Annotated in this window: 17 protein-coding genes; 12 read left to right on the plus strand and 5 right to left on the minus strand. The window is 42.9% G+C overall.

Annotation, left to right across the window (positions count from 1 at the left end; genetic code table 11):
• The first annotated feature begins 6 nt into the window (after nucleotides 1-6).
• The 3 genes from BWI44_RS12615 (at nucleotide 7) to BWI44_RS12625 (ending at nucleotide 4,982) form a co-directional block, all read left to right on the plus strand.
• Entirely contained in the window at nucleotides 7-1,950 is a 1,944-nt protein-coding gene (locus BWI44_RS12615; RefSeq protein WP_195209323.1) for a glycoside hydrolase family 97 protein, read from the plus strand.
• Nucleotides 1,951-2,095: 145 nt separating this feature from the next.
• Entirely contained in the window at nucleotides 2,096-3,745 is a 1,650-nt protein-coding gene (locus BWI44_RS12620) for a glycoside hydrolase family 43 protein (protein ID WP_195209324.1), read from the plus strand.
• 13 nt (nucleotides 3,746-3,758) lie between these two features.
• Nucleotides 3,759-4,982: a glycoside hydrolase family 88 protein gene (locus BWI44_RS12625; protein WP_195209325.1), complete on the plus strand. Its 1,224-nt coding sequence runs from the start codon at nucleotides 3,759-3,761 to the stop codon at nucleotides 4,980-4,982.
• Nucleotides 4,983-5,000: 18 nt separating this feature from the next.
• Here BWI44_RS12625 and BWI44_RS12630 read toward each other — a convergent pair whose 3' ends face one another.
• A complete protein-coding gene (locus BWI44_RS12630) occupies nucleotides 5,001-7,328 on the minus strand; it encodes a sensor histidine kinase (protein WP_138292655.1) in 2,328 nt (775 codons plus the stop codon).
• 139 nt (nucleotides 7,329-7,467) lie between these two features.
• Here BWI44_RS12630 and BWI44_RS12635 point away from each other — a divergent pair, with 139 nt between their 5' ends.
• Nucleotides 7,468-7,761, plus strand: a complete 294-nt coding sequence (locus BWI44_RS12635) for a hypothetical protein (RefSeq protein WP_007665187.1) — start codon at nucleotides 7,468-7,470, stop codon at nucleotides 7,759-7,761.
• A gap of 47 nt (nucleotides 7,762-7,808) precedes the next feature.
• On the opposite strand, the gene queF is transcribed toward BWI44_RS12635, so the two are convergent.
• Genes queF through BWI44_RS12650 form a run of 3 tightly spaced genes read right to left on the minus strand, consistent with a single transcriptional unit; the run spans nucleotide 7,809 to nucleotide 9,619 of the window.
• Nucleotides 7,809-8,264: a preQ(1) synthase gene (queF, locus tag BWI44_RS12640; RefSeq protein ID WP_021967186.1), complete on the minus strand. Its 456-nt coding sequence runs from the start codon at nucleotides 8,262-8,264 to the stop codon at nucleotides 7,809-7,811.
• An 11-nt stretch (nucleotides 8,265-8,275) separates the two neighbouring features.
• On the minus strand, nucleotides 8,276-8,932 hold the full coding sequence (gene queC / locus BWI44_RS12645) for a 7-cyano-7-deazaguanine synthase QueC (RefSeq protein WP_021967187.1): 657 nt from the start codon (nucleotides 8,930-8,932) through the stop codon (nucleotides 8,276-8,278).
• 6 nt (nucleotides 8,933-8,938) lie between these two features.
• Complete coding sequence (locus BWI44_RS12650) at nucleotides 8,939-9,619, minus strand: queuosine precursor transporter (RefSeq protein WP_007665191.1); 681 nt, start codon at nucleotides 9,617-9,619, stop codon at nucleotides 8,939-8,941.
• 835 nt (nucleotides 9,620-10,454) lie between these two features.
• Here BWI44_RS12650 and BWI44_RS12655 point away from each other — a divergent pair.
• The 8 genes from BWI44_RS12655 to BWI44_RS12690 all read left to right on the plus strand — a co-directional run bounded on the left by BWI44_RS12655 (nucleotide 10,455) and on the right by BWI44_RS12690 (nucleotide 23,603).
• A complete protein-coding gene (locus BWI44_RS12655) occupies nucleotides 10,455-13,673 on the plus strand; it encodes a SusC/RagA family TonB-linked outer membrane protein (protein ID WP_115502874.1) in 3,219 nt (1,072 codons plus the stop codon).
• Nucleotides 13,674-13,685: 12 nt separating this feature from the next.
• Nucleotides 13,686-15,491 (plus strand): RagB/SusD family nutrient uptake outer membrane protein, encoded by a 1,806-nt coding sequence (locus BWI44_RS12660; protein ID WP_007665195.1) that lies wholly within the window; start codon nucleotides 13,686-13,688, stop codon nucleotides 15,489-15,491.
• 22 nt (nucleotides 15,492-15,513) lie between these two features.
• Nucleotides 15,514-16,419, plus strand: coding sequence for a hypothetical protein (locus tag BWI44_RS12665; protein WP_021967188.1), 906 nt, complete (start codon nucleotides 15,514-15,516; stop codon nucleotides 16,417-16,419).
• 6 nt (nucleotides 16,420-16,425) lie between these two features.
• Nucleotides 16,426-18,297 (plus strand): glycosyl hydrolase family 18 protein, encoded by a 1,872-nt coding sequence (locus BWI44_RS12670; RefSeq protein WP_195209326.1) that lies wholly within the window; start codon nucleotides 16,426-16,428, stop codon nucleotides 18,295-18,297.
• Between the two features lie 132 nt (nucleotides 18,298-18,429).
• Nucleotides 18,430-19,059 (plus strand): DUF4369 domain-containing protein, encoded by a 630-nt coding sequence (locus tag BWI44_RS12675; RefSeq protein ID WP_007665200.1) that lies wholly within the window; start codon nucleotides 18,430-18,432, stop codon nucleotides 19,057-19,059.
• Complete coding sequence (locus BWI44_RS12680) at nucleotides 19,056-20,786, plus strand: DUF6057 family protein (protein WP_195209327.1); 1,731 nt, start codon at nucleotides 19,056-19,058, stop codon at nucleotides 20,784-20,786. The genes BWI44_RS12675 and BWI44_RS12680 overlap by 4 nt, the downstream gene beginning before the upstream one ends.
• Nucleotides 20,783-22,246, plus strand: a complete 1,464-nt coding sequence (locus tag BWI44_RS12685) for a TolB family protein (protein ID WP_195209328.1) — start codon at nucleotides 20,783-20,785, stop codon at nucleotides 22,244-22,246. The genes BWI44_RS12680 and BWI44_RS12685 overlap by 4 nt, the downstream gene beginning before the upstream one ends.
• Nucleotides 22,247-22,322: 76 nt before the next feature.
• Nucleotides 22,323-23,603 (plus strand): DcaP family trimeric outer membrane transporter, encoded by a 1,281-nt coding sequence (locus tag BWI44_RS12690; protein ID WP_286814349.1) that lies wholly within the window; start codon nucleotides 22,323-22,325, stop codon nucleotides 23,601-23,603.
• A gap of 79 nt (nucleotides 23,604-23,682) precedes the next feature.
• On the opposite strand, the gene BWI44_RS12695 is transcribed toward BWI44_RS12690, so the two are convergent.
• Nucleotides 23,683-25,014 (minus strand): OmpP1/FadL family transporter, encoded by a 1,332-nt coding sequence (locus BWI44_RS12695; protein WP_007665204.1) that lies wholly within the window; start codon nucleotides 25,012-25,014, stop codon nucleotides 23,683-23,685.
• Nucleotides 25,015-25,459 lie beyond the last annotated feature (445 nt).

Here is a 25,459-nt window from a genome sequence, read left to right on the forward strand (position 1 = left end):
AAAAATATGAAGACTATCGGCTCAGCAATTATTATGTTAGCTCTCGCTCCTTCCCTCTTTGCGGACAATAGCAAGGAACTGAAGCTAGCATCTCCTGACGGAACACATGAAATAGTATTTTACCAAAAGCAGGTTTCACCCGCGGTAAACGAACTTTGTTATCGGGTAGATTACAAATCACAACCTGTAGTCAATGAATCACGTGCCGGACTGGAACTGGACAACCGGATATGGGAAATGGCTCTGGGAGCACGAAACCTGAAACAGCCTGCCTGCTGGATGGACAATCTGGAAGTGGACTCTGTGACCTACCAACCCGAAACAGACATCACCTGGCAGCCACTTTACGGTGAACGTAGCAGTGTACGCGATCATTACCGGGCCGGCACCCTTTATCTCTCCAAGAAAGATAACTCCGGCTACCAGCTCAACATTGAGGTGCGTGCCTATAATGAAGGAGTAGCTTTCCGCTATTTCTTCCCGGAACACCCAAAGGCTATCTTTCATAAAGTAGTAGGTGATCTCACAGAATACGCCTTACCGGCAGGTACAAAAGCATGGACCGAACAATGGGCACAGGCTTTCTTTGAGTACCTGAACATTGATGATATCAAACATCCGGTAGAACGTGCCCTTACGCTGGAACTCCCGAATGGTAAATGGGCGGCATTGGCAGATGCTGATGTAGACGACTGGTGTCTGACCAAATACCTTGCCTCCACAGACAAGAAGAATACACTGACTTCTGTAATGTATAGCCCCGTGGATGTAGTGACTTATTATGCCACTCCCTGGAAAATAGTCATGGCAGCCGACAAACCGGGTGAATTGCTTGAACACAATGATATCATCCAGAATCTGAATCCGCCGTGTGAAATTGCCGATGCCGCTGCATGGGTGAAACCAGGCAAGATTATGCGCGAAGCAACTATCACAACCGAAGGCGCTATTGCAACCATCGACTTCTGTGCAGCACATAATATCCCTTATATGCTTTTCGACTGGCAATGGTACATGCCCTGTGCTTCACATGACGGGGATGCCACAAAGGTGGTTGCCCAACTGGATATGCCTCGTGTAATAGCTTATGGCAAGGACAAAGGGGTTGGCGTCTGGGTGTACGTAAACCAGCATGCACTTATGAAACAAATGCGTGAACTTTTCCCATTGCTCCGCAAATGGGGAATTGTCGGGGTGAAATCCGGTTTCGTACAATACGCCAGCCATCGCTGGGCAACCTGGATCCATGATATGGTTCGTTTAGCGGCAGAAAATCATCTGCTGATGAATATCCATGATGAATATCGTCCTTCAGGCTTCAGCCGTACTTATCCGAATTTATTGACTCAGGAAGGTATCTGTGGAAACGAAGAATTTCCCGATGCAACTCATAACGTCACGCTCCCCTTCACTCGTATGATAAACGGTGCAGCCGACTATACGATCTGTTATTTCGACAAACGCCTGAAAACGACTCATGCTCACCAATTGGCAGCATCACTCGTGTTCTACAGCCCTCTGCAAACTATCTTCTGGTATGACAAACCATCGTTCTATCACGGAGAACCGGAAATAGAATGGTTTGAGAACTTGCAAACCGTGTTCGACGATACGAAAGTATTGGATGGCGCTCCCGGCAAAAACATAACAATGGCACGCCGAAAAGGTCAGGAATGGTTTGTTGCAGCAATGACCAACAATGAAGGTTCTGAAGAAGAAATACCTCTCACGTTCCTCGATAAAGAAAAGAATTACCTCGCCTGCATCTATACGGATGGGGGAGAAAAGATAACAACAAGTACACAGGTGAAATGTACTTATCTGCTTGTCAACGCTTCACAAACTATGAAGTTCCAGCTGAAACCCAGTGGTGGAGCTGCCATAAGACTGGTACCTATAGACAGGCAGGAAATGAAGAAATATAAAAAGTACAAAGGAGAAAGATTATAAAATATGATATGCCATTGAGTGAATAAACAGATTCGCTCGTATTAATAGGCAAATAACACATTAAGATTATTTTCAGTAGATAAAGGTAAGAGTTTGTATAGGTAAAATCTTTGTTTTCAGGATATTTAAAAAGGTAAATAAAAAGATGAAAAAGATATTTCTGCTTACGACATTGCTATGCGCTGCCTGTTGGCAGGCGGAAGCCCAATATGTATCCAAAGCCTGGGTATCTGACCAGAAGGATGGCACATACATCAATCCGGTGCTGCATGCCGATTATTCCGATCCGGATGTCTGCGCGGCAGGCGAAGATTTTTATATGACGGCTTCCAGCTTCGGATGTGCTCCCGGTTTGCCCATTCTCCATTCCAAAGATCTGGTTAACTGGAAATACGCAGGCTATGCGCTGAAACAGATAGAACCCATCGAGTTCTTCAATGCCCCCCAGCATGGAAAAGGTGTTTGGGCACCATCCATCCGCCACCATAATGGAGAGTTTTATATCTATTGGGGAGATCCGGATCATGGCATCTTCATGGTAAAGACCAAAGACCCTGCCGGAGAATGGGAGAAACCGATATTGGTAAAAGCCGGTCGTGGCATGATAGACCCTGCTCCATTATGGGATGAAGATGGAAAAGTATATCTGGTACACGCATGGGCAGGAAGTCGTGCCGCACTGAACAGTGTTATCACAATTTGTGAGATGAATGCAGAAGGAACAAAAGTAATCAGTGACCCGGTACTGGTCTTTGATGGTAACGACGGCATCAACCATACAATTGAAGGCCCCAAACTCTATAAGCGGAATGGCTACTACTATATTTTTGCCCCGGCAGGCGGAGTAGCAACCGGATGGCAGTTAGTATTGCGTTCGCGGAATATATACGGTCCTTATGAAAAGAAGATTGTCATGGCGCAAGGTTCTACCGACATCAATGGTCCCCACCAAGGCGCATGGGTTGACACGCAGACAGGGGAATCCTGGTTCGTTCACTTTCAGAATAAAGCCATGTATGGGCGTGTCGTTCACCTGAACCCGATGAAGTGGGTAAACGACTGGCCTGTAATTGGAGAAGATAAGGACGGCGATGGTTGTGGCGAACCCGTACCCCGTTATAAAAAGCCCAATGTAGGCAAGAATTATCCGGTAGAAACACTTGCGGACAGTGATGAGTTCAATACCCGCCAGTTAGGACTACAATGGGAATGGCATGCCAATTATCAGGATACATTCGGATATACTTCCGACCTGGGATTCATCCGTATTTACGGACATATTCTCTCCGAGAACTTTGTGAATTTCTGGGAAGTACCGAACCTTTTATTGCAGAAATTCATGGCAGAAGAGTTCACAGCAACTACCAAACTAAAAGTTTCCGCCAAAATGGACGGACAGCAATCCGGATTGATTGTAATGGGCTGGGACTATTGTTACCTCGGAGTAGAGAAAGAGGGCGATAAATTTATACTGAAACAAGTGACCTGCAAGGATGCAGAGCAAAAGACACCCGAAACAGTCACTCGCCTGGCAGAATTACCTGCCAGCAGAAAGTACGAAGCCGGTTTGTTTCCCAACTACGAAAGGGATATCTATCTACGGGTAAAAATAGAGAAAGGCGGTATCTGCCACTTCTATTACAGCCTGGATGGTAAGAAATATAAAGCAATAGGTATACCTTTCACAGCCCGTCAGGGAAAATGGATAGGTGCCAAAGTAGGGCTATTCAGTACCACTCCTTATGGTAAGGAACGGGGATGGGTAGATGCCGACTGGTTTCACATAGATAAATAAAAAGACTGATTATATGAAAACAAAAGAACTACTGTTCGGTGCATGCCTGTGCATGTTTACGGCTTGCAACATGCCCGAGAAAGGAATGGATGTGGATGTATATGAGGCGCTGGATTACTGTGACGCCCAAGTACAACGCACTTTAACAGAATTAAAAGCAGCAAAAGGTACTATCGACTACTCGATGATGCCCCGTAACATCATGGACAGCCTCAACACTTGGCATTGCCGAAAAGCGACAAAGGATGAATGGTGCAGTGGTTTCTGGCCAGGAGTTTTATGGTATGATTACGAATATACCGGTAAAGCAACCATAAAGGAAGAAGCAGAGAAATTCACAGAACCGTTGAAGTTCCTGTCACAAATTCCGGCATACGACCATGACCTGGGTTTTCTGATCTTTTGCAGCTACGGCAATGGATATCGGTTGACACATAATCCGGAATACAAACAAGTGATTCTGGATACAGCAGATTCACTGGCAACCTTGTTCAGACCTCGTGTAGGCACTATACTTTCATGGCCACGTAATGTAGAAATGTTCGGTGGACACAATACGATCATGGATAATATGATAAACCTGGAAATGCTTTTCTGGGCTGCCAAGAACGGAGGAAACCCATATCTGGCAGATATAGCAGTGTCGCACGCTGATAAGACTATGAAATATCAGTTCCGTCCCGACTACACTTCCTATCACGTAGCGGTTTATGATACTTTGACGGGCGACTTCATAAAAGGAGTTACACATCAGGGATATGCCGACAACACTATGTGGGCACGTGGACAGGCATGGGCTATCTATGGTTATACGGTAGTTTATCGGGAAACGTTAGATCCCCGCTATCTGGATTTCGTACAGAAAGTAGCCGATGTATATCTGGAAAGACTGCCGGAAGACTATATACCTTACTGGGACTTTGATGCCCCCAGTATTCCGAATGCGCCACGTGACGCCTCTGCTGCAAGTGTAACCGCATCCGCTTTACTGGAACTATCTACATACCTACCGGATAAGAAAGGAGATGAATATAAGAATGCCGCCATAAGAATGTTAACAAGTTTGAGTTCAGACAAATATCAATGCGGCAAAAGCAAACCAGCATTCCTCCTCCACTCCACCGGACACTTACCGAACAATTCAGAAATAGACGCTGCCATCATTTATGCAGACTATTATTATATCGAAGCCCTGATTCGATTGAAGAACTTGATTGAAGATAAAGCTGTCATATAGGAACAACGCTTTCCCCGCTTACTGCTTCGGTTTGAGGGGAAGCGTAAACCAAAATGTAGATCCTTCTCCCAATTTTGAATTTACTCCAATCTCTCCTCCCATATTCTGAATAATAAGTTGGCAAATAGGCAGCCCTAAACCAGTGCCTTGCTTGAAACTATCCAACTTGATGAAACGTTCGAATATAAGATGGAGCTTATCTTCCGGAATACCTGTCCCTGTATCGGTCACATAATAATAAATCTCTTTCTCACGAACTTCATATCCATAACGAATACTCCCGGTTGAAGTGAATTTACAGGCATTGGTCAGGAAATTCAAAACCAGTTGCTGAAGTCTGTTTTTCTCTGAACAAACAACATAATAATCTGGCATTCCAGGTTCAAAAATCAGCTCAACACTACTCTGTAAACGTGACTCAACAACTCCTTTCAAAGTCATTAGTACTCCATTTAGTGCAAATTCCGAGTAATACAAATCAAGAACTCCGGCTTCTATCTTAGACAAATCAAGAACATCATTGATAAGCTGCAACAAAATTCCGTTATTTTTCTCTATGATGCTGACATACTCTTTCTTTTCTTCTTCATCTTCAGTCATGGTCAATATGCTGGAAAAGCCAATAATAGCATTCAACGGAGTACGGATTTCATGGCTGATATTAGCAAGGAAGGCAGATTTCAGACGGTTGGACTCTTCCGCACGTTCTTTGGCGGCAATGAGTTCACGTTCCGCCACTTTACGTTCTGTAATAAACAGCGATGAGCCCACCACGATTAAAGGATTTCCTTTTTCATCATATTGTTCCACGAAAGCACGAGCCTCCATCCAGTCTTCCGAATCGTCTGGTTTACCCGGACGATGAACCCGATATTCTTCTTTAATTTTATCGACTTTATTGGCACGCACATCCTTAAAGACTTGCCGGATACGCTCCCTATCCTCCTCACTGACAAAGGTGAGGTAGTTGTTTACATGGGTAGCATAAGTCATTTCTGAGACTTCCTTTTTGCCTTGTTCTATTGGCTTGTAAGAACTATACGTGATTTCATCCGTACGTATATCCCATTGCCAGGGAAGCAAATCAACGACTTCTAATGCCATTGCCATTTTAGAATGGGTGAAGCGCTGATTCTGTTCCACCAACTGAAGACGTTCCAGTATCTTATTCCTGCGAAGCTGAAAAAAGAGGATTACCAACAGTAAGACAATGCTGCCTACTACCAAGGCAGACTGATATTTTTCAAGGAAAGTAGGAGGAGCATTTAAATAAACTGTTCCCGGAGGACAATTTTTAGGAGATAAACCAAAATCCACCATATAAGGATAGTTAAAAAGAACAATGGGGTCCGGATTATAAGGTAGGATACTCCGTGCCTGTTTACCATCAGCTATTGCATTAATAGTTTTCACGATTTCCTCACAATACAGATTCATGTCATATACGCACCCACCAATAATAGTCCCATCTTCTTCAATACTTGAAATGGAAGAAGATAACGCAAAGAACGGGCAAGGCAATGTGGAGTTAGCAATCACTTTATAAGAATTGGCCATCATAAGCATATTACCGGCAAACATTCGTTTATGAAACCATGAAGCAAACAAAATACCGGTTTCCTCCGGAACTACCTGCCGCAATGTATCTAACAACTGGTCCGGACTCCAAGTACTAGCTGACAGGTATTTATAAGTAAGATCTGAATGCTCCGTCTTGATCAATTCAGAAAATTGCTGATCATAATCGATATCGCGGTCAGTCTGGTCACCAATCAACAACAGACTTTTCATCTTCGGAATCATACGGCGTATCAGTTGAACACTCTCGGGGATAAAAGCACGTGCATTCAGAAAAGTCATATTGTACTCGTCACGCAGATCATTCAGATAGATACGATCCTTTTGTGGAACAACCTGATTGTACATATAGGTGGAATCAGGTCCTATATAGCTACTCTCAGCACATACTATCAAAGGTATATCCCCCCAATGTTCACGCATTTCATCCCGTAATATCAGAGGAGCATTACCCAGCATCAACACAGCTTTAGGAGGATTGTTTCCATAAGTTGAAAAAAGATTATTTTTATATTGATTCAGTATTTCAGGAGTCTCTATCGTCAGAATATTCATATACTCTACATTCATGCTCACATCTTTCCGGTCATATTCCTTTTGCATGATATGCGAAATGATAGTCTGACTCCACGGAGCACCTGATACATAACTGCTGATAATCAGCAAATCCGTACCGGAACTTACCTTCTTGGCTTCAGCCGATACCGAAGAAGAGAAATATAATAAGAAAATACACAAAAGACACTTTATATGCAGAAGTATTCTCATGATTTCGCAATTAGTCTTTTAGACTAACAAGTCAAGAATCGCTTTTGTTCAAAAATGGCAATTTTTTCCTTAGGAAATCAAATTCATGTAAGAAAAACATTTATATTTGTATTCAATAATAATCACAAAATTATATATTATGAAAAGGTTAACCTATTTATTTGTTTGCTCACTTGCAATAGGAAGCATTGTCGCCTGTAAACAAGAATCTAAATTCCAAATTATCAATGGAATAGTATACGATGCTACTATGAATAATATTACTCTGATAACCGGCAAAGGAGACACTGTCAATATCAGTACAATGGATGCCAATAGAGATAAAGTATGCGGGGTACTATTGGAAGACAGTGTAGAAGTGGTTTGTATCAAAGAAAAGATGGAAGGAAAAGAAATCTTAAAAGCTGCTGAACTGACAATCATTAAAAAATAATTCAATAAACAGCAATGGGAGTGTTTCTTATCACCCCCATTGCTGTTTTATTCTCTATTCATCAACCGATGTTCCGCCATGTGTTCATACTTCGTATCCGGACGCCCATAATTAGCATAAGGATAAATAGAAATACCACCGCGTGGGGTAAAAACACCTGTAACCTCAATATATTTAGGATCCATTAGTCGAATCAAGTCTTTCATTATAATATTCACACAATCTTCGTGGAAAGCACCATGATTACGAAAACTGAAAAGGTAAAGCTTCAGACTCTTGCTTTCCACCATCTTAATATCAGGAATATAGCTAATACGGATCTCCGCAAAATCCGGCTGCCCTGTTATGGGACACAAGCTGGTAAACTCCGGGCAATTGAAACGTACCCAGTAATCATTTCCCGGATGCTTATTATCAAAAGCTTCCAATACTTCAGGTGCATAATCCTGTTTATATTCAGTCTTTCTTCCCAAAAGGGATAATTGGTCTTTCAATTCACTCATAATATAAAGTTTTAGCATTTACGACTTAAATACTTCTCTAATCCTTCACGGCGTAACTTACATGCCGGACAATGCCCGCAGCCATCCCCCGGAATACCATTATAACAAGTCAGGGTCTTATTGCGTATCAAGTCAAGTACTCCCAATTCGTCTGCCAAAGCCCAGGTTTCAGCTTTATCGATCCACATCAGCGGAGTATGAATTACAAACTGTTCATCCATAGCCAGATTCAAGGTCACATTGAGCGATTTGATAAAGGCATCCCGGCAATCGGGATATCCACTAAAGTCTGTTTGTGACACTCCCGTCACAATATGATTGATGCCATGTTCACGAGCATACACGGCAGCAATACTTAAGAAGAATAAATTGCGCCCCGGTACAAACGTATTAGGAAAACTATCCGTTGGCTTTTCCTGATCCATTACCATGGTAGTGTCCGTCAAAGAATTATGTCCCAACTTACCGATGAACGATACATCCATTACTTCAAACTTCACATCGGCATCACGAGCTATTTCCCGTGCCAGTTCCACTTCCTTCTCATGTTTCTGTCCGTACAAAAAGCTCAGGGCAACCACTTCTCTGAATTTACGTTTCGCCCAAAACAGACAAGTAGTAGAATCTTGTCCACCACTAAATACTACTAATGCAACTTCTCTATTCACGCTATTTTAAATATCTTTGATTTTCAATATATTATAGGAAATATCCTCATCATACACATCGCTACCGTCTATCCGTTTAATAGCTACTACTACACGGATAGTGACCGGAAGAATCAATACTTCATACAAGGATTTCAATACGATCTGAATACACATCATTACAAGCAATTCACGCCAAGCAATAATACCACCAAAAGCTACAGGGAAGAATATAATAGAATCTGCCGTCTCCCCTACTATTGTCGACCAAATAGCACGGGCAGAAAAATTTCGTCCACCACTTGTCACTTTCATACGGCTCATGACATAAGCGTTGAGAAATGAACCTACCAAAAATGCGGTCAGACTTGCTACAACAATACGCGGTGCCATCCCAAAAACAAAATTGAAATGGGCTTCTCCTTCCCAAAACGGTGCAGCCGGTAGTGCAACGGCTATCAAGCCAAGCATTACCACAAAGAAGTTCATGGCAAAACCACTCCAGATAATAAGACGTGCTTTACGGAAGCCCCACACCTCAGCAATGCAATCGTTTATAATATAAGAAATAGGGAAAACCAATAATCCGGCTGTAACGGTTATACCAAAAACCTGAATAACCTTGGTTTCAAGAAGATTAGCTGCAATCAGGCAAACATTAAATAAAATACCCAGCAGCATAAAAGGTACAGATACTTTTTGCTTCATAAATCCTGTTTTTTACGTGGTGTCCTAGAATACACGACCGCTATTCACGGCATCTTACATTTTAATCCGGGTGCAAAGATACGATAAGTTTCTAAAACAGACAAACATTCCTTATTTCCGGAATAAATACATTCGATTCGAACCGTGCCAAGTCCGTGTTTGCTCCGTATCTATACAGACGGACCAGACACGGAGTTGGTACGGCTTGGTACGGACTTGGTATAGACCGGGTACTATTAAGATGAAACAGTAACACCTCTAATAATTAAGCGAAAAGAATCACTGATCCGCTAACTCCTCCAATGAGTAAACATTATACTTTTTAACTAAAAGTAGAGAAAAGCATAGCCCATTCATCCCATCATTCATTTCAATTTGAAGGGCAAAAACAGTTAACGAACTTTAAAAACAAAACTAAAACAAAGAAATATACGAACATAAAACAGCGCAACATCCAACATAACAGCATGATTATAAATCATATAATATCAAAATAACACATTTTTCAAATATGCAAGCAAGTTGCATCTAAATCAATATTTTATTCACGCAAGTTTCTTAAGCAAATAAAACGACATATAACAGTTATTAATATAATCCACCATTTATTTTAAGTAACGAAAATACGAATTATATTTGGAGTAGCAAGATCAGACAAGACATAAAATAACTTCTGATTCAGAATGCTGCAACTCCTTAATTTATAATATCAACCTAAGAAAAACAAATGCTTATGAAAAAGGAAACAATGCACCCAGACATTCTATTGTCCATCTCATTTTCTATCTAGTTTATTTAATATTCCAATTTAGCTTTAAACAAAAATCATCAAATCATGAATGAAAGTCGCGAACGAGGAACACTACATTACAAATTCCTCACCACTATTGCCATTGTAGCTTTACTAATAGGAAGCAATACCGCCCTGGCAATCGGTACTAATTCAGAAGGTTTATCTGAAATTGCAGAACAGCTACAATCGCAAGTCGTCAATGGCACGGTAACAGATCAGACAGGCGAACCTGTTATCGGAGCAAGTGTTCTGGAAAAAGGAACAAACAATGGTATTATTACCAATATAGATGGTAAATTCTCTCTTACCGTGAAAAGAGGTGCTACTTTGGTTATCTCTTTCGTCGGATATAAGACACTGGAAGTAAAAGCAACCCCCAAGATGGAAATCACGCTGACAGAAGATTCCGAATTACTGGAAGAGGTAGTAGTAGTTGGCTATGGAGTTCAGAAAAAGAAACTGGTAACCGGAGCTACCGTACAAGTGAAAGGTACTGATATCGCAAAACTAAATACAACAGATGTTCTGGGCGGTCTGCAAAGCCAGGCACCTGGTATAAATATCACATCAAACGGCGGCTTCCTCGGACAGGGATTTAAAGTCAATATCCGTGGTCTCGGAACCAATGGTAATTTTTCTCCTTTATATGTAGTAGATGGAGTGGTCAACGGCAGTATAGATGGTCTAAGCCCTGCCGACGTTGAATCTATCGATGTATTAAAAGATGCCGCATCTGCTGCGATCTATGGTTCACGTGCCGCCAATGGCGTTATTCTCATCACTACCAAGCAAGGCAAAACAGGTAACTTTGAGGTTACTTACGATGGTTACTATGGCATTCAGAACCTTCCTAAAATCGCCACCCTGCTGAATGCTAAGGAATATATGATGATAGAAGATGAAATGCACATGATGGATGGTACTTCGCTTCTGAACTGGGAAAAATGGTTACCGGCAGCTGATTATAAAGCTATTCAGGAAGGAACCTGGAATGGTACCAACTGGATAAAAGAGATCTTAAATAATGATGCGCCCATCCAAAGCCATTCATTGAACTTCACTGGAGGTACAGAACGTTCCAACTTCTCCGTCGGTTTTACCTACTTCAATCAAGAAGCTACCATGGGAGCTCCTGGTCGCATTGCCAGTATGGACAGATACAATGCACGTATCAACTCTAATCATATTGTCAAAAAGATAGGGAACCTTGATGTACTCAAAATTGGGCAGACTCTTAATTACAAGTACCAGCAGACTGCAGGTTCTTTCGCCACCACTGGCATTTACTGGAATGGTACACGTGATATGTTAACTACTCCCCCATTGATGCATGCCTATAATAGCAAAGGAGAGTACTACTTATATGATGATGCACAAGAAGAAGGATATGGGGAAAACACCACAAATCCAATAGCTTATATGGATTACTACACAAGTCATGCCTTAAGCAAAAGCCATTACTTACAATCCAGTTTTTATGCAGAGCTGCAACCAATCAAGAATTTACGAATCAAGTCACAATTCGGATACATCTTGTCAGCTTCAAGTTATCGTTCATATATCCCCAGTTATCGCCAGCTAAGTCAAAGCCTGACGACACAAGAAGACAGGGTAACTCAGTCCATGTCACTCAACCACCGCTGGTCCTGGGAAAATACAGCCAGTTATAATTTCACTCTTAAAGACCATCATTTTGACGCGGTAATCGGGCAGAGTCTTGAAAAATACGGAATGGGTGATTCCATGAGTGCCAATGCAGAAGGTTCTGAATTCTCAGACTTTAAACATGCATATCTGAGCAACATAAAGTACGATGATAAAAATAAAATTAAAACTTTAACAGGAGCTCCCGGCGCAGCAGGGCAAATGGCTTCCTTCTTTGGTCGTATAAACTACAACTATAAAGAAAAGTACATGGCAACCGCCATTATGCGTGCGGATGGTTCTTCTATTTTTGCCCGTGGTCATCGATGGGGATATTTCCCGTCTTTCTCGGCAGGTTGGGTCGTTACAAACGAAAGTTTCATGCCGGAACTCAATTGGCTGGATTTCTTAAAACTGCGTGCATCTTGGGGACAGAATGGTAATAACGCCGTAAACACCTTTGAATACATTTCACGTATCACTGCCAACAACGGTAATGGAGGTTATTCATTCGGCGACTCCATGGATCAGGTTTCTATTGGTTCCTACGCATATAAGCTGACTAATCCGGATCTTTCATGGGAAACCCAGGAACAGCTCAACATAGGTCTCGATGCACGATTCTTCAATGGTCGCCTGGCACTCGAATTCGATTGGTATAGAAGGTTAACCAAAGACTGGCTTATTACCCCACCCGTACTCTATTCATTCGGTTCAAGTCCGGCTGCCATCAATGGTGGAGTTATTCGGAATACCGGATTTGAAATCGGTCTCCACTGGAACGATAACATAGGTAAGGACTGGAATTATGGTATCAATCTAGCTCCTGCATTCAATAAAAACAGAATTACCGAACTTCCCAATGAAGATGGTATCCTCCATGGACCGTCGGGCAATTTATGGAATGCATCCGACGAGTGTGCACGCGGAGAAATTGGAAAACCTTTAGGATATTTTTATGGCTACAAGAGTCTCGGTATTTTCCAGAACCAAAAACAAATAGACGAATATAAAGGTGCTAAAGAAAATGGTGCTCAAACACAACCGGGAGATGTGATCTGGGCAGATATTGATAAGAATGGAATCATTGACTCGAATGACCGTACAGAAATTGGTAATCCTCACCCGGATATGACACTTGGATTCTCTTTCAATGTCAGCTGGAAAATGATTGACCTATCGGTTACTACTTATGGAGCCTTCGGCCAGCAAATACTTAAATGCTACCGGGATTATGCCAGTTCTCCATTGCAGAACTTTACCACAGACATCCTGGAACGTTGGCACGGAGAAGGAACTTCCAACAAGTTACCACGCCTGGCAAGCACTGGTGGAAGCAATTGGTCTAAAGTTTCCGATATTTATGTAGAGAATGGAGATTATCTCAAAATCAAGAATATTACGATCGGAGTTGATATCAAGAAGATTTTCAAGAAAATCCCTCTGCAACAGCTCAGACTTTATGCTACAGTCCAGAACTTATACACCTTTACCGGATATTCAGGTATGGACCCCGAAATCGGTTATGGTAGTGATTTTGGTTGGGTACAGGGCATAGATTTAGGATACTATCCGGAAGCCCGCACATGTATGCTTGGTTTAAATGTCAAATTCTAATAATATGAAAATATGAAAAAACTAATATATATACTATCTGCACTTTTCATACTCACGTCATGTGAAAGTTTCCTTGACACTGAGTTACTTACAGATAAAACAACAGAGAACTTTCCGGAAACGGAGAAAGATGCCAACCAAATGTTGACGTCTATCTATGCCAAGTTATTGTTTGAAGATCCTGAAACATCTTCAGAATACTATACAGCCCAATTGGCCAGTGATGATTGCTTAGGCGGCAACCTCTCTTATTCCGGCAATTGCGCCACAAACTTCTTGCTTTATCAAGGAAGCCTGAACAGTAGACTTGGTATCTGGGACCGTTGTTATCAACTCATAAATCGTGCCAACAATACGATTAACACGCTCGATAACGTAAAAAGCTGGTCAAGTGAATCTGAACGTTTACGTCACTTCGGCGAAGCTTATTTCCTCCGGGCATGGACCTACTATGAATTAGTAAAGATATTCGGCGGCGTTCCCCTTCGTACCACGATTGAAGCTGTAAACCTCCCGCGGGCGTCCGTTGATGAAGTATATGCCTTGATTGCTTCTGATATAAAGAATGCAATTGAAATGATGCCTAACCAGATATATCCGGCCGGGAATGCCATGGCAGGTCATGCTACCAAGTATGCAGCCGAAGCACTTGCAGCGCGAGTATTTCTATTCTATACCGGACGTTATGACAAGAAGACTTTACCTCTGACTCCCGAAGGCGAAATCACAAAAGAACAAGTTATCAGTTGGTTGGAAGACTGCATAGATCATTCCGGACACAACCTAATTTCCGATCAACGCAATCTATGGGGTTATACAAACTCTGCCACTAACAGTACCAGTTCCAAGAAGCAATACGCATACGCAGTGAAGCATAAACTCGCTTGGGATGGCAATTCTTCTATCGAAACACTCTTTGCCAACAAGCACAACCTGACCTCCACATGGACCTACACATGGTTTGCCAATACATGTGCAATGTTCTACTCCCCTTCCGGTGACGATGCCGACTGGAAAGAGGAAAGTTATCCATTCAACTTTGGTTGGGGTGCAGGCCCGGTATCTCCCAGTATGGTTCAGGACTGGAAAGAGTGGTCTAAACAACAAACATTCTTGGATGGATACACTGAAGACCCGCGTATATCCGGTTCTATTTGGTCGTACAAGGCTATGGACCCCAACAATGAAGGAAATGTTTTGGCAGACTTCCGTTTAGATGATTCGGAACCCGCATATACCGTTTCTTACCGCTATTACGAGCAGACCGGATATTTCAACAAGAAATACATCAATATCAATGCATATAATAGCAACGGAGTACTTGAAGCTTTCGGTAAAACATTACATCCGGGCATATCCAGCCAGACTTCCCCGCAGTTACTGAATATTACCGATCTTATCCACATCCGCTTTGCCGATGTACTGCTGATGCATTCCGAACTAAAAGGAGATGCAACCGGTTTGAACAGAGTACGCCAACGTTCCCACTTAGCCCCTATCTCATACACATTGGATGCACTTAAACAGGAACGCCGTTGGGAGTTTGCTTTCGAATCCATCCGTTGGTGGGATCTGCTCCGCTGGTCTGGCCCAAGTCTGGAAGAGGCAGGAAATGCACTAAACCGCCAGACAGGCTTTGAAGTTATCAATGCCGCTGCTCTTACGCCTATGGTCAAGTACGATTATAAAAAACGTCTACAGCAAACCCAGGGTTACTGGCCTATACCTCAAATAGAAATAGACCGTTCCAATGGTGTACTCGAGCAAAATCCGGGTTGGGGACCTGATGCACAATTCAGTGATTGGACAAAAATGTAATGCCATTTAAAATCTCAATGATATGAAAACATTAAAAGCAATACTATTATTATTCGCGGCAATGGCTATAGTCACAGCCTGCGACCCTATGGAAGATGAATCCTTACGCGATAAATACATTACTAATGCCGGAGACCCTATCAGCAAGGAAGAACTGAACAACATATTATCCGTTACCCAGCCTATTCCCAACCAGGATGACGCTGTAGAAGGAGATCAATATGTAGTACTCAAAAACAACCGTCCTGAATTGGGAGGTATCTGGCACTATGGAGTCGGCACAAAGATTACCGGTAGCGATAATGATACGATCATATATGGTGCCAACGGAACTTATGAGATATATTATGAAGCTATTTCTAATGGTAAAATTGTAACCAGTGATATCTTTACCGTGACAGTCACCAATGTGTTTGACGAATGGATGGGGCTATTTACCGGAGCCAAAGACAAAGCTGATGCCGATGCAACCAAAGCATGGGGATTCCGCGAAGTAAAATGGGGATCAGTCTGCAACATGGGAGCACACGGTGGATGGAAATATACCAGTTCAGGATATACTCCGGAATCTAATTTTGCATGGTGGGGATCAGTAAACCTTGCACAGGCAGGAGATCAGAAGATAGTATTCGAAATTCAGGGAACCAAAGTGAAGACTTATGACAAGAGCGGCAATCTGATGAATGAAGGAACTTTCGGATTCGACCGTGACCAACCGGAAGACTTGGTTCAGGGCAGACTGACTACCAATATTCCTGTTATCGGCAGCAATTATGATGACCTAGGTCAGAGCAAAGGAAAAGACAATGTTTTCTGGATACTTACACTGACTGATGAATATATCACCCTGTATCACCCACAAAAATACACAGGTGGGGGCGACTGGGACGACTATGGTTGGTATGTATATTATGAATCCAAAGAATAATGCCTTATGAAAAAGATTATATTTATTGTAATAGCTATTATATTAGGACTGAGTTCCTGTCACGATGACGACTACATCACAGGTGTACCCAGTTTCGGACCTCCGGAAGTGAACAACATGGCAGAGAGAGTTAACGGACGCGTCGCATTAGGTTATGTGACCTACTATGGCAAAATGCTTCCTGACCCCACTTACATGACGCATATCAATTATGCTTTCGCCGAACTTTATGTTAAGAACAATGTCTATCAGAAGTTTGACTTGCAAGGTGACAAGGAACGTTTCAATCAAGTGAAGAAGTTAAAAGAAAGAAATAGCAATTTAAAGATATTACTCTCTTTTACAAATAGTGTCTCTAATACCGGTAATTCCCAAGACGGTGGTTTCTCCGCCCTGGCAAAAAGTCCCGAGATGCGTAAACAGTTCGCACAAGATTGCAAAAAGTTCGTTCAGCAGGAAGGCATAGACGGCATTGATATCGACTGGGAATTTCCCGGCATGACTTTCGGCAGTAACGCCTACGACCCGTTGGTTGACGTAGAGAATTTTACTCTGTTAATGAAAGATTTACGCGAAACACTATCAAGTTCCACTTTACTGACCTACGCCGGATATTGCAAGAACAAGCAACCGCAAGGAGCAGGATGGAAGTATATCGATGTGAAAGCTGTAGACCCCTATGTGGACTTCGTCAACATTATGACGTACGACTTAGTAGGTGCCCCCGGCCATCAATCACCATTGAACAAACCAAGTGCTACTTGGGATTGCCAGCGTTCAGTCAACGAATATCTGAGTGCCGGTGTACCTGCCAATAAATTAGTCCTGGGTATTCCATTCTATGGAAGAGCACATTTCAACTCCGGTGGTTCTATCAATTACAGAGACATTGTCGACTTAAGCGCAGGCGAAGGCTATGTCATTGATAATTGGGATGAAGAGGGCAGCGTTCCGTACGTTACCAAGAACGGAGTATTCTATTGTGGTTATGACAATCCCCGAAGCATTGCCGCAAAAGGTACATGGCTTTTAGGATTAGGCATGAAAGGTATGATGTTCTGGGATTACGATGGTGATGATAACCAGGGAACACTACGCAATGCACTCTGGAATGCCGTAATGCAGGAAGACAAAGACGCCCAATTACATGACTTCATAAACAATTCGGATGGTTACAAAGCACTCGTCACCAGTTGCGACAAGATAATCAGCACCGGTCAATACATGGCGGGAACACTGATAGAGGAAACGACCACCTATCCTAATTATGAAGGATACCCGGTTAGGCTTTACGAATATTCAACCGGCAAGGACGTGCAAACCGGCGTTCAGAAAAAAGGCAAGGTATACATGCTCAATCCTACAGCCGAAAAACTTGCAACCTGGATTGCAACTGCCGTATGGAAAGCAAAAGGTGACACCGATACGGATGCGATGGCAGCTGTATTGAAGCATATACAATTGCAATCGGGAGCTCAGTTCCCAGTATGCGGCATTGTATATGAAGACATGGACAACTCAGGATATTATCCTTATCTCTTCAAGGACGGAGTCACCGTGTATGCAGCAGACCGTTCCAAGTGGGCTACCGAAAATCCTGCCCATCCGGGAAATTACAGTTGCACGGACGATCAACTCAACTACGATGTTAAGGTAACCAACAATGACCTGAACACATATACCGGGACCTATGCTCGTATTTGTGGTACCCTGCGTGAAGATTATAAAGCATACGGCGGCGCCGTTGATGTAGGAACAAGTGATTCTAAAGAGACCCGCAGCATTAAGTGGCTCGATGTGGTACGCGACCTTTATAAGGAAGCTTGGAACTCCAATGAAAACAAACTGATTACAGCATGGGCCAAAGCAAACTTATAATACTCTAACTTAACACGGATACAGGAGGTTGTTCCACCCACCGGATGATTTTGCGATCTTCATTCATGAGTGAAAAAATATATAAATGGAGCAGCCTCCTTTTTCTAAAGATAACAGAAAAGACAAGCCGATATGAATAAACATTTCTTTTATCTTATCTTACTATTTTGCATCAGCAGTTGTCAGCCGATAGCAAAGAAACTGATGAATATCGAAGGAGTGGTATCTTCGGAATACAACGGGCAAATCATATATTTGGTTCCACGCCCCCATCCCACTCCGGAAACAGTAGATTCTGCCTATATTGTAAACGGAACTTTCTCCTTTTCCATTCCGGCAGATTCCGCTATTTACGATATTGTTATCAGCAGGCGGGCAAATGCACCTATACAACGTCTGCTCGTTGTGGCAGAAGAAGGAACGCTGCATGCCAACATGGGTATGAATAGTTCCGGTATCGGCACTCCACTCAATAACCAACTGCAACACTGGAAAGAACAAATGGAATCTGCCGGTGAAAAAGCAGCCTTACTATCGCAGAAAATCAATAAAAATAAGAAAGACAGTACCATTACAGCAATCCTGAAGAAACAAAGGGATAGCATCTACGAAAGTTTTGGTGACTCTACGTTCTGTTTCATTAAACAGAATCTGAATCCGTTAGGAGGATACTTATTCATGACGCTTGAGCACATGTTCAATGAACAGCAAGCCAATGATTTAAAAAGACTTGGAATAGAAAAATGGAAACCCGAACCATGAGAAAACAAATAAACAGTATCTTTGTCTACCTATTCTTTATAGCCTGCTGGATATTCTTCTTTTACTTCTATCCATATCATCTGCATTATAAAGAACAGATAACACTATGCGTACTCCAACCGGACTTTCTACAAACGTACTTACAGAAACCGGCATTCCTGACCGAAATCTGTGGCGATTATCTTACTCAGTTTTTCCTGTGGACAGGTGGTGGAAGCAGTATATTAACCCTCACTTTTGTGTTCACCTGGCTGGGACTCCGGATAGCATTACGTAAAACCGGCATCACCAGCCATGTATCCCTCTGGGCATTACTGCCCATAGTTGCCGAATGGGCGTTATCCTGCCATTTAGAATATCCCCTTTCCATGTCACTTGGACTAATGTGCAGCGTCTGGGCATTCTCACTGTCAACATTGAGCACATCAACACATACGAGGGGAATACTCCACGTAGTTATGCTTACCATCCTCTATTGCGCCGTAGGGGCACACTTCTTTGCATATGTCATTTTAGCCACAATTTATGAGTGCAAGCACTTCAACAATTACAAGTTATCCTTCTTTCTGCTACTCATCTCCCTCCTCATACCTATCGGAGGTAGTTATTTCTATTTTTTAACTCCCCGCCAATCATACTTCTATCCATTGATAAGCGGATACATGCTGCGTCAGCCTTTTGTATTCCTCCTGACAGAAGTTTTTCTGCTACTCTCCCTCCTGCCGGTTTTTATTTCCCGGCAGTGTAAGCAATGGATTGCACTATTTACAATCCTTACCCTGGGTACAATTACCATAACCAAGGCACACAACGCCTCCGAAGAAAAAACACTCGCCTTTTCATCCGAAGCCTACTTCGGACACTGGGATAAGGTAATCCGGCTCAACAAGGATAACTCCTACCCGACCTATCTCAGTGCCTACTATACAAATCTCGCTTATGCCCGCCAAGACAAGCTCTGCGATGAATTAATGCTACATTATCAGCCAGCTTTCCATGGGCTTCTACTACAAATCAACGAATCAACAGGCTATATATACGCCATGGCAAGTCCCGATGCCCTCATGGAATGCGGTGACATGGCACAAGCCCAGCACTCTGCCATGCTTGCTATGACATTTACCCCGCATCAGCGTTCTTCACGCATGGTACGGAAACTGGCGGAAATTGCCATTATCAACGAAGATTATTCAGTTGCCCAAAAGTATCTACGCATGTTGTCCCATACTTCCTTGCACCGGAGCTGGGCAAAGGAGCGATTGGAACTTATTAAATCCGGCCAATGTGATTCCATCCCTTACTGGATTCATAAACGTCGGATGCTTCCACAACAAGATACGTTGTTCTCCGCCAATCAATGGCGTACTTCACTGGCTAATTTAATCGAAAGCAATCCTCAAAACAAAATGGCTGCCGACTACCTCTTATGCTTCCACCTATTGAATAAAGATCTGCAGCTTTTCAAGAAGGATTATGACCGTTACTATTATCCGGCATTCGGTTCGTTTCCATCCCGTCTCTATCAAGAAGCATTGATAGCATGTATGAATGAGAAAGAAAACCCGCAGGAACAACTGAAGCATTATCGCATCTCTGCTAAAGTTTACAAAGACTGTCTGCAATACCTCTCCATATACGAAGATGCCAAAGGAGACGGGCGGGCTTTGGAAAAGTTATTCGGAAAAACATATTGGTTCTATTACTATTATGCACAACTGAAACCATGAAAAGAGCTATCATCCTGTTCATTGCAACCCTGACGCTTTTCTCCTGTGGAAAACGTTTACTTCAGGCTTACACCGACTGTCCCGAACAGCCGCTCCTGTTTCCTGACTATACAGATATCACCGTACCCTGCAACATCGCTCCGCTGAACTTCCAACTGGAAGGTGCGGCAAACCTCTCCGTTATTATCCAGGGAAAGAAAGAGTATCAATTCGACAGCCAGTCCTACAGGCTCCAGTTCCCCATAAAGAAATGGAAAAAGATGCTTGCGGATGAAAAAGGGGATACACTGTCTGTGTCTGTCTATGCCCATATCTCGCAACAAAAGATACATTACAAAGATTTCTACTGGTACATCTCACCCGACAGCATAGACCGATATCTCAGCTACCGCCTGATAGAGCCGGCTTATGAGATATGGAACATGCTGCAAGTTTGCGAACGTAACCTTGAGAATTTCGATACCCGCCTTCTGGCCGATAACAATATTACAGATCATAGCTGTATCAATTGCCATACATCCAACCGTGCAGCCAATCCCACTACATTTATGCATATGCGTGGCAGTAAGGGAGGTACAATTTATAGTCGTGACGGGCAATTACGGAAAATCAATACTAAAACAGATCATACAGCCGGTGCTGTCTATGGAGAGATTTCCCAGGACGGGCGTTTCGGCATATTCACCACAGCCGAAATTATCCCTATTCTGCACAGCTATCGCACCGAACGTCTGGAAGTTTTCGATAAATGTAGTGATCTTATCCTGATAGATTTTGAACAGGGAACGGTTACCGATAACCCCGGTATCAGCGGAACGGAATATCAGGAAACCTTCCCTTGTTTCTCTGCTAATAACCATACTATCTATTTCTGCCGGGCACCCTATATCCCTCAGCCGGACAGTACCCGTCATATGCGCTATGACCTCTACTCCATCTCCTTTAATCCTCAAACCGGACAATTGGGTGATAGTATTCACGAAGTCTTCCGAGCTTCATCCGAAGGGAAATCCGTAAGTTTTCCCAAATGCTCACCGGACGGCAAATACCTGCTGTTCTCCGTATCCGATTATGGTACTTTCCCCATCTGGCATCCGGAAACAGACCTTTGGATGCTGGAGCTTTCTACCGGAAAGATTGATAAAATGAAAGAAACAAACGGACGGTACTCTGATTCCTATCATTCCTGGAGCAGTAATTCCCAATGGATAGCTTTCGCCTCCAAACGAGACGACCGGGTATATGGGCGTCCTTACTTTGCCCATGTATCCCAAGATGGAAGCGTAAGTAAAGCGTTTCTTCTTCCACAAGAAAATCCGGAAGTTTATCTGAATACGTTCAAGTCTTATAATATACCAGAACTTTACAATACAGCCGAGACGTATGATGCCCATGAATTGCAAAAAGCCTATTTCGGTAAAGAAACGGAGAACCTCCGCTACAAATCAATCAAAAAATAACATATCCGTCATTCTTCTACTCAACCTTTTTTCATTTAGGTTGTTCAATGGGCATTCACCAAAACCTAACTTAATAATGAAGACAATCTTTAAAGTAATGTTTCTGTTGTGCACCATCGGCCTTGTTCCGTCTGTGGCTAAAGCACAAGAAAAAGTGATTATTGACGACGAAGCATCTAATGGCATCGTCATGGTTACCATCGACAAAGCAGGCGACGAGATCATCCGTATCATGAACGAATCACAGTTCAGGTACATCCACGATCCACAGGCACCCCGCTTCCTGTTGATGGATAAAAAAGGAAAATTCGCCCTTGGTATCGGAGGATATGTGCGTGCCACTGCCGAGTATGACTTTGGCGGCATTGTAGATAATATGGATTTCATCCCGGCCTACATTCCGAATGCCAGTAAAGTAAAGAACCAGTTCCAGATGGATGCAAGCACTTCCACCATCTTCCTGAAACTGGTAGGACATACTAAGCTGCTGGGTGATTTCGTAGTGTACACTGCCGGTAACTTCCGTGGTGGGGACAAAGTATTCCAGCTGCGAAACGCATATATGTCGTTCCGCAATGTGACAGTAGGTTATACCTACGGTAGTTTCATGGATTTGGCTGCATTACCTTCCACTATTGACTTCCAAGGCCCTAACGGTGCTACTTTCTATCGCGCCACTCAACTGGCTTACACTTACAAAGGCCTGAAGAACTGGCGTTTCCATGCATCCATAGAGGTGCCCAGTGTAGATGGTACTACAAACGATCAACTCAGCGTAGCCCAACAACGTATGCCGGACTTCACCGCTTACGCCCAATATGGTTGGGGAGCCAACAGTCATCTTCGTGTAGGTGGCCTCGTTCGCAGCATGACATACACCAGTACGCTCAGCGATCATGCATCCGACGTTACCGGATGGGGTATACAGGCATCTACCTCATTCAATCTCAGTAAGAAATGGGAAATCTTCGGGCAGGCTACTTATGGAAAAGGTATCGGACAGTATCTGAATGACATAAGCAATCTGAATGTGGACATCGTTCCCAATCCCGAAAAAGAAGGTAAGATGCAGGCATTGCCTATGCTGGGCTGGTTTGCCGGGGCACAGTATAACATCTGCCCGAAAGTGTTTGTATCCACTACTTACAGTATGTCCAGATTGTATTCGGAGAACGGTTATCCCAACGATCAACCAAGCAGCTACCGCTACGGACAGTATCTCGTAGCCAATGTATTCTGGAATGTTACTCCGAATATGCAGGTAGGTGCTGAATACCTTCGCGGTTGGCGTACAGATTTCAATAATTCAACTCACCATGCAAACCGGATGAATTTGTTGGTGCAATATTCTTTCTAAATCAGATACATAAATCAAAGAAGCCGCCTCAAAACAATGTTTCGAGACGGCTTCTGCTATATATAAAGTAATTATGAAATCAGAATCTGTAGTTGATACTAGCGCCAAACACCTTGTTTGTACGGCTGTAGATATTTGTACCACTCAATCCGGTATTATTATAGTTCTGAGATTTTTTAGTATAATCATCATAAGTAGTCCACATGTACCCAACGTTCAGGGCAGCTCTTTCAGTTAAATTCAACTTGGCACCAAAACCCAGAGTATAAGAATCACAAGAGAAACTGGTGTCGCTCTGGTAATTGTCAGACAATCCATAGTCTGTGATCTGACCTCCACAACTCAAAGTCAGATGTTTGGTTACATCCCACTCAATACCGGCCAGATATTCGTTTGTTCCCTTTGTCAGAAACTCCTGCTTGCCACCAGCCATTCCTGCACTTTTATCATCAAAGAAGTGGTATTCTACAGATGCACGCAATACCGGAAGAAACTCATATGAAGCAGCTATAGAAAGCATGGAAGGGATATCATTCGGAGTATTCACACCATGCTTGTAATCCGCCAATTCAGTTTCAGCGGCACCAATCATGCGAAGCGAGTTCGCTTTAGTGGAATTTTCAATGTTCAGGTTAGTCATGAACTCATACTTTGCACCAATGTTCAGCTTGCCCCACTTGGCATCCAAGCCGATAACCGGAGTAAATCCCCATCCGGTCTGGTCACAATCCAAGTCTATGCCGATAAGCTCCGTACCAACAGGTATCGTTCCTCCGGCAGGAGAAGGCAAATCTACGGCAGCACTGGCTTTCAATGCACCTTGGTAACCACCCGTAAAGTAGTTCATCCGACCACCCGCAAAAGCAGAAAGCCATTCCGTTATCTTATAAGTCAAACCCAACTGTACAGAATAGATGTACTGCTTGCCATCCATGTAGCTTTTCAGCGAATAGGCATTGCTTGGAATTTTTTGGGCTCCCAATCCGCCTATCACCATAGCATCGAACATAGGAAGACCGTCGTCAAACGAAGCCTTTCCTCCGCCACCGGTAATACCGAAAAAGCCGGAGATCGTCCAGTCACCCATCTTATAAGCAGCAAACAAACTGGGGATGACAGGCGCAGATGCCTTACCCTCATAATACTTATTCAGCCCCAGACCTTCGCACGAAGCATCGATATTCCTTGTTTGGAAAGCACTCTGAATACTCAAAGACATATGAAAACCGTCATTCGGCAAAAAGGCTAAACCTGCGGGGTTGGACAACGCACCGTCTATTTCAGTGGTAGCACCGCGAGATAGCATACGAAGAAAAGCTGCATGCTGATTTGTATTCGTAAGAAGACCTCCTGCAAAAGTTGAAGTTGAAACGATTAGCATCATAAAGCTAATCAACGAAAATTTTCTCATCTAAATCTTTTTTAATTGTTATCGGGCGCAAAGTTACAACAATATTGCACATCAGAAAGTATTTTGTGCAAAAAGATCAGATTGCTTCTACAATTAATTGAAAACAAAAACTGTTTCTAATGAAACGAACCTAAAAAAATAATAATCATTCTGCCGTTTCATCTGTATTCACCCATTGACAAATCGGATGGACTGAGCGTACGCTTAACCACTTGTCTGCTCTACTCACGGGTATATTCAGGGATAATTCTCCTTTCTTTAGGATGCATCTACCTTCAGTCCGGAAGATAATAGAGATGAGTCAGTAACCGGGTATACCATCAATGCCAATGATGATAGGAATCAATGGCATTGATGATAGGAATCATTGGCATTGATGATATACTGTCTCCCAAAGACACTATAGATGAGTTATACTCAAAGGGAATATAAGTTACCCGTTAGC

Source organism: Bacteroides sp. Phil13 (assembly GCF_001940965.1).
Classification (GTDB): domain Bacteria; phylum Bacteroidota; class Bacteroidia; order Bacteroidales; family Bacteroidaceae; genus Bacteroides; species Bacteroides intestinalis.

Coding starts and splice junctions, on each gene's coding strand:
- BWI44_RS12615 (WP_195209323.1), top strand. CDS start 7: ATGAAGACTATCGGCTCAGCAATTATTATGTTAGCTCTCGCTCCTTCC.
- BWI44_RS12620 (WP_195209324.1), top strand. CDS start 2,096: ATGAAAAAGATATTTCTGCTTACGACATTGCTATGCGCTGCCTGTTGG.
- BWI44_RS12625 (WP_195209325.1), top strand. CDS start 3,759: ATGAAAACAAAAGAACTACTGTTCGGTGCATGCCTGTGCATGTTTACG.
- BWI44_RS12630 (WP_138292655.1), bottom strand. CDS start 7,328: ATGAGAATACTTCTGCATATAAAGTGTCTTTTGTGTATTTTCTTATTA.
- BWI44_RS12635 (WP_007665187.1), top strand. CDS start 7,468: ATGAAAAGGTTAACCTATTTATTTGTTTGCTCACTTGCAATAGGAAGC.
- queF (WP_021967186.1), bottom strand. CDS start 8,264: ATGAGTGAATTGAAAGACCAATTATCCCTTTTGGGAAGAAAGACTGAA.
- BWI44_RS12650 (WP_007665191.1), bottom strand. CDS start 9,619: ATGAAGCAAAAAGTATCTGTACCTTTTATGCTGCTGGGTATTTTATTT.
- BWI44_RS12655 (WP_115502874.1), top strand. CDS start 10,455: ATGAATGAAAGTCGCGAACGAGGAACACTACATTACAAATTCCTCACC.
- BWI44_RS12660 (WP_007665195.1), top strand. CDS start 13,686: ATGAAAAAACTAATATATATACTATCTGCACTTTTCATACTCACGTCA.
- BWI44_RS12665 (WP_021967188.1), top strand. CDS start 15,514: ATGAAAACATTAAAAGCAATACTATTATTATTCGCGGCAATGGCTATA.
- BWI44_RS12670 (WP_195209326.1), top strand. CDS start 16,426: ATGAAAAAGATTATATTTATTGTAATAGCTATTATATTAGGACTGAGT.
- BWI44_RS12675 (WP_007665200.1), top strand. CDS start 18,430: ATGAATAAACATTTCTTTTATCTTATCTTACTATTTTGCATCAGCAGT.
- BWI44_RS12680 (WP_195209327.1), top strand. CDS start 19,056: ATGAGAAAACAAATAAACAGTATCTTTGTCTACCTATTCTTTATAGCC.
- BWI44_RS12685 (WP_195209328.1), top strand. CDS start 20,783: ATGAAAAGAGCTATCATCCTGTTCATTGCAACCCTGACGCTTTTCTCC.
- BWI44_RS12690 (WP_286814349.1), top strand. CDS start 22,323: ATGAAGACAATCTTTAAAGTAATGTTTCTGTTGTGCACCATCGGCCTT.
- BWI44_RS12695 (WP_007665204.1), bottom strand. CDS start 25,014: ATGAGAAAATTTTCGTTGATTAGCTTTATGATGCTAATCGTTTCAACT.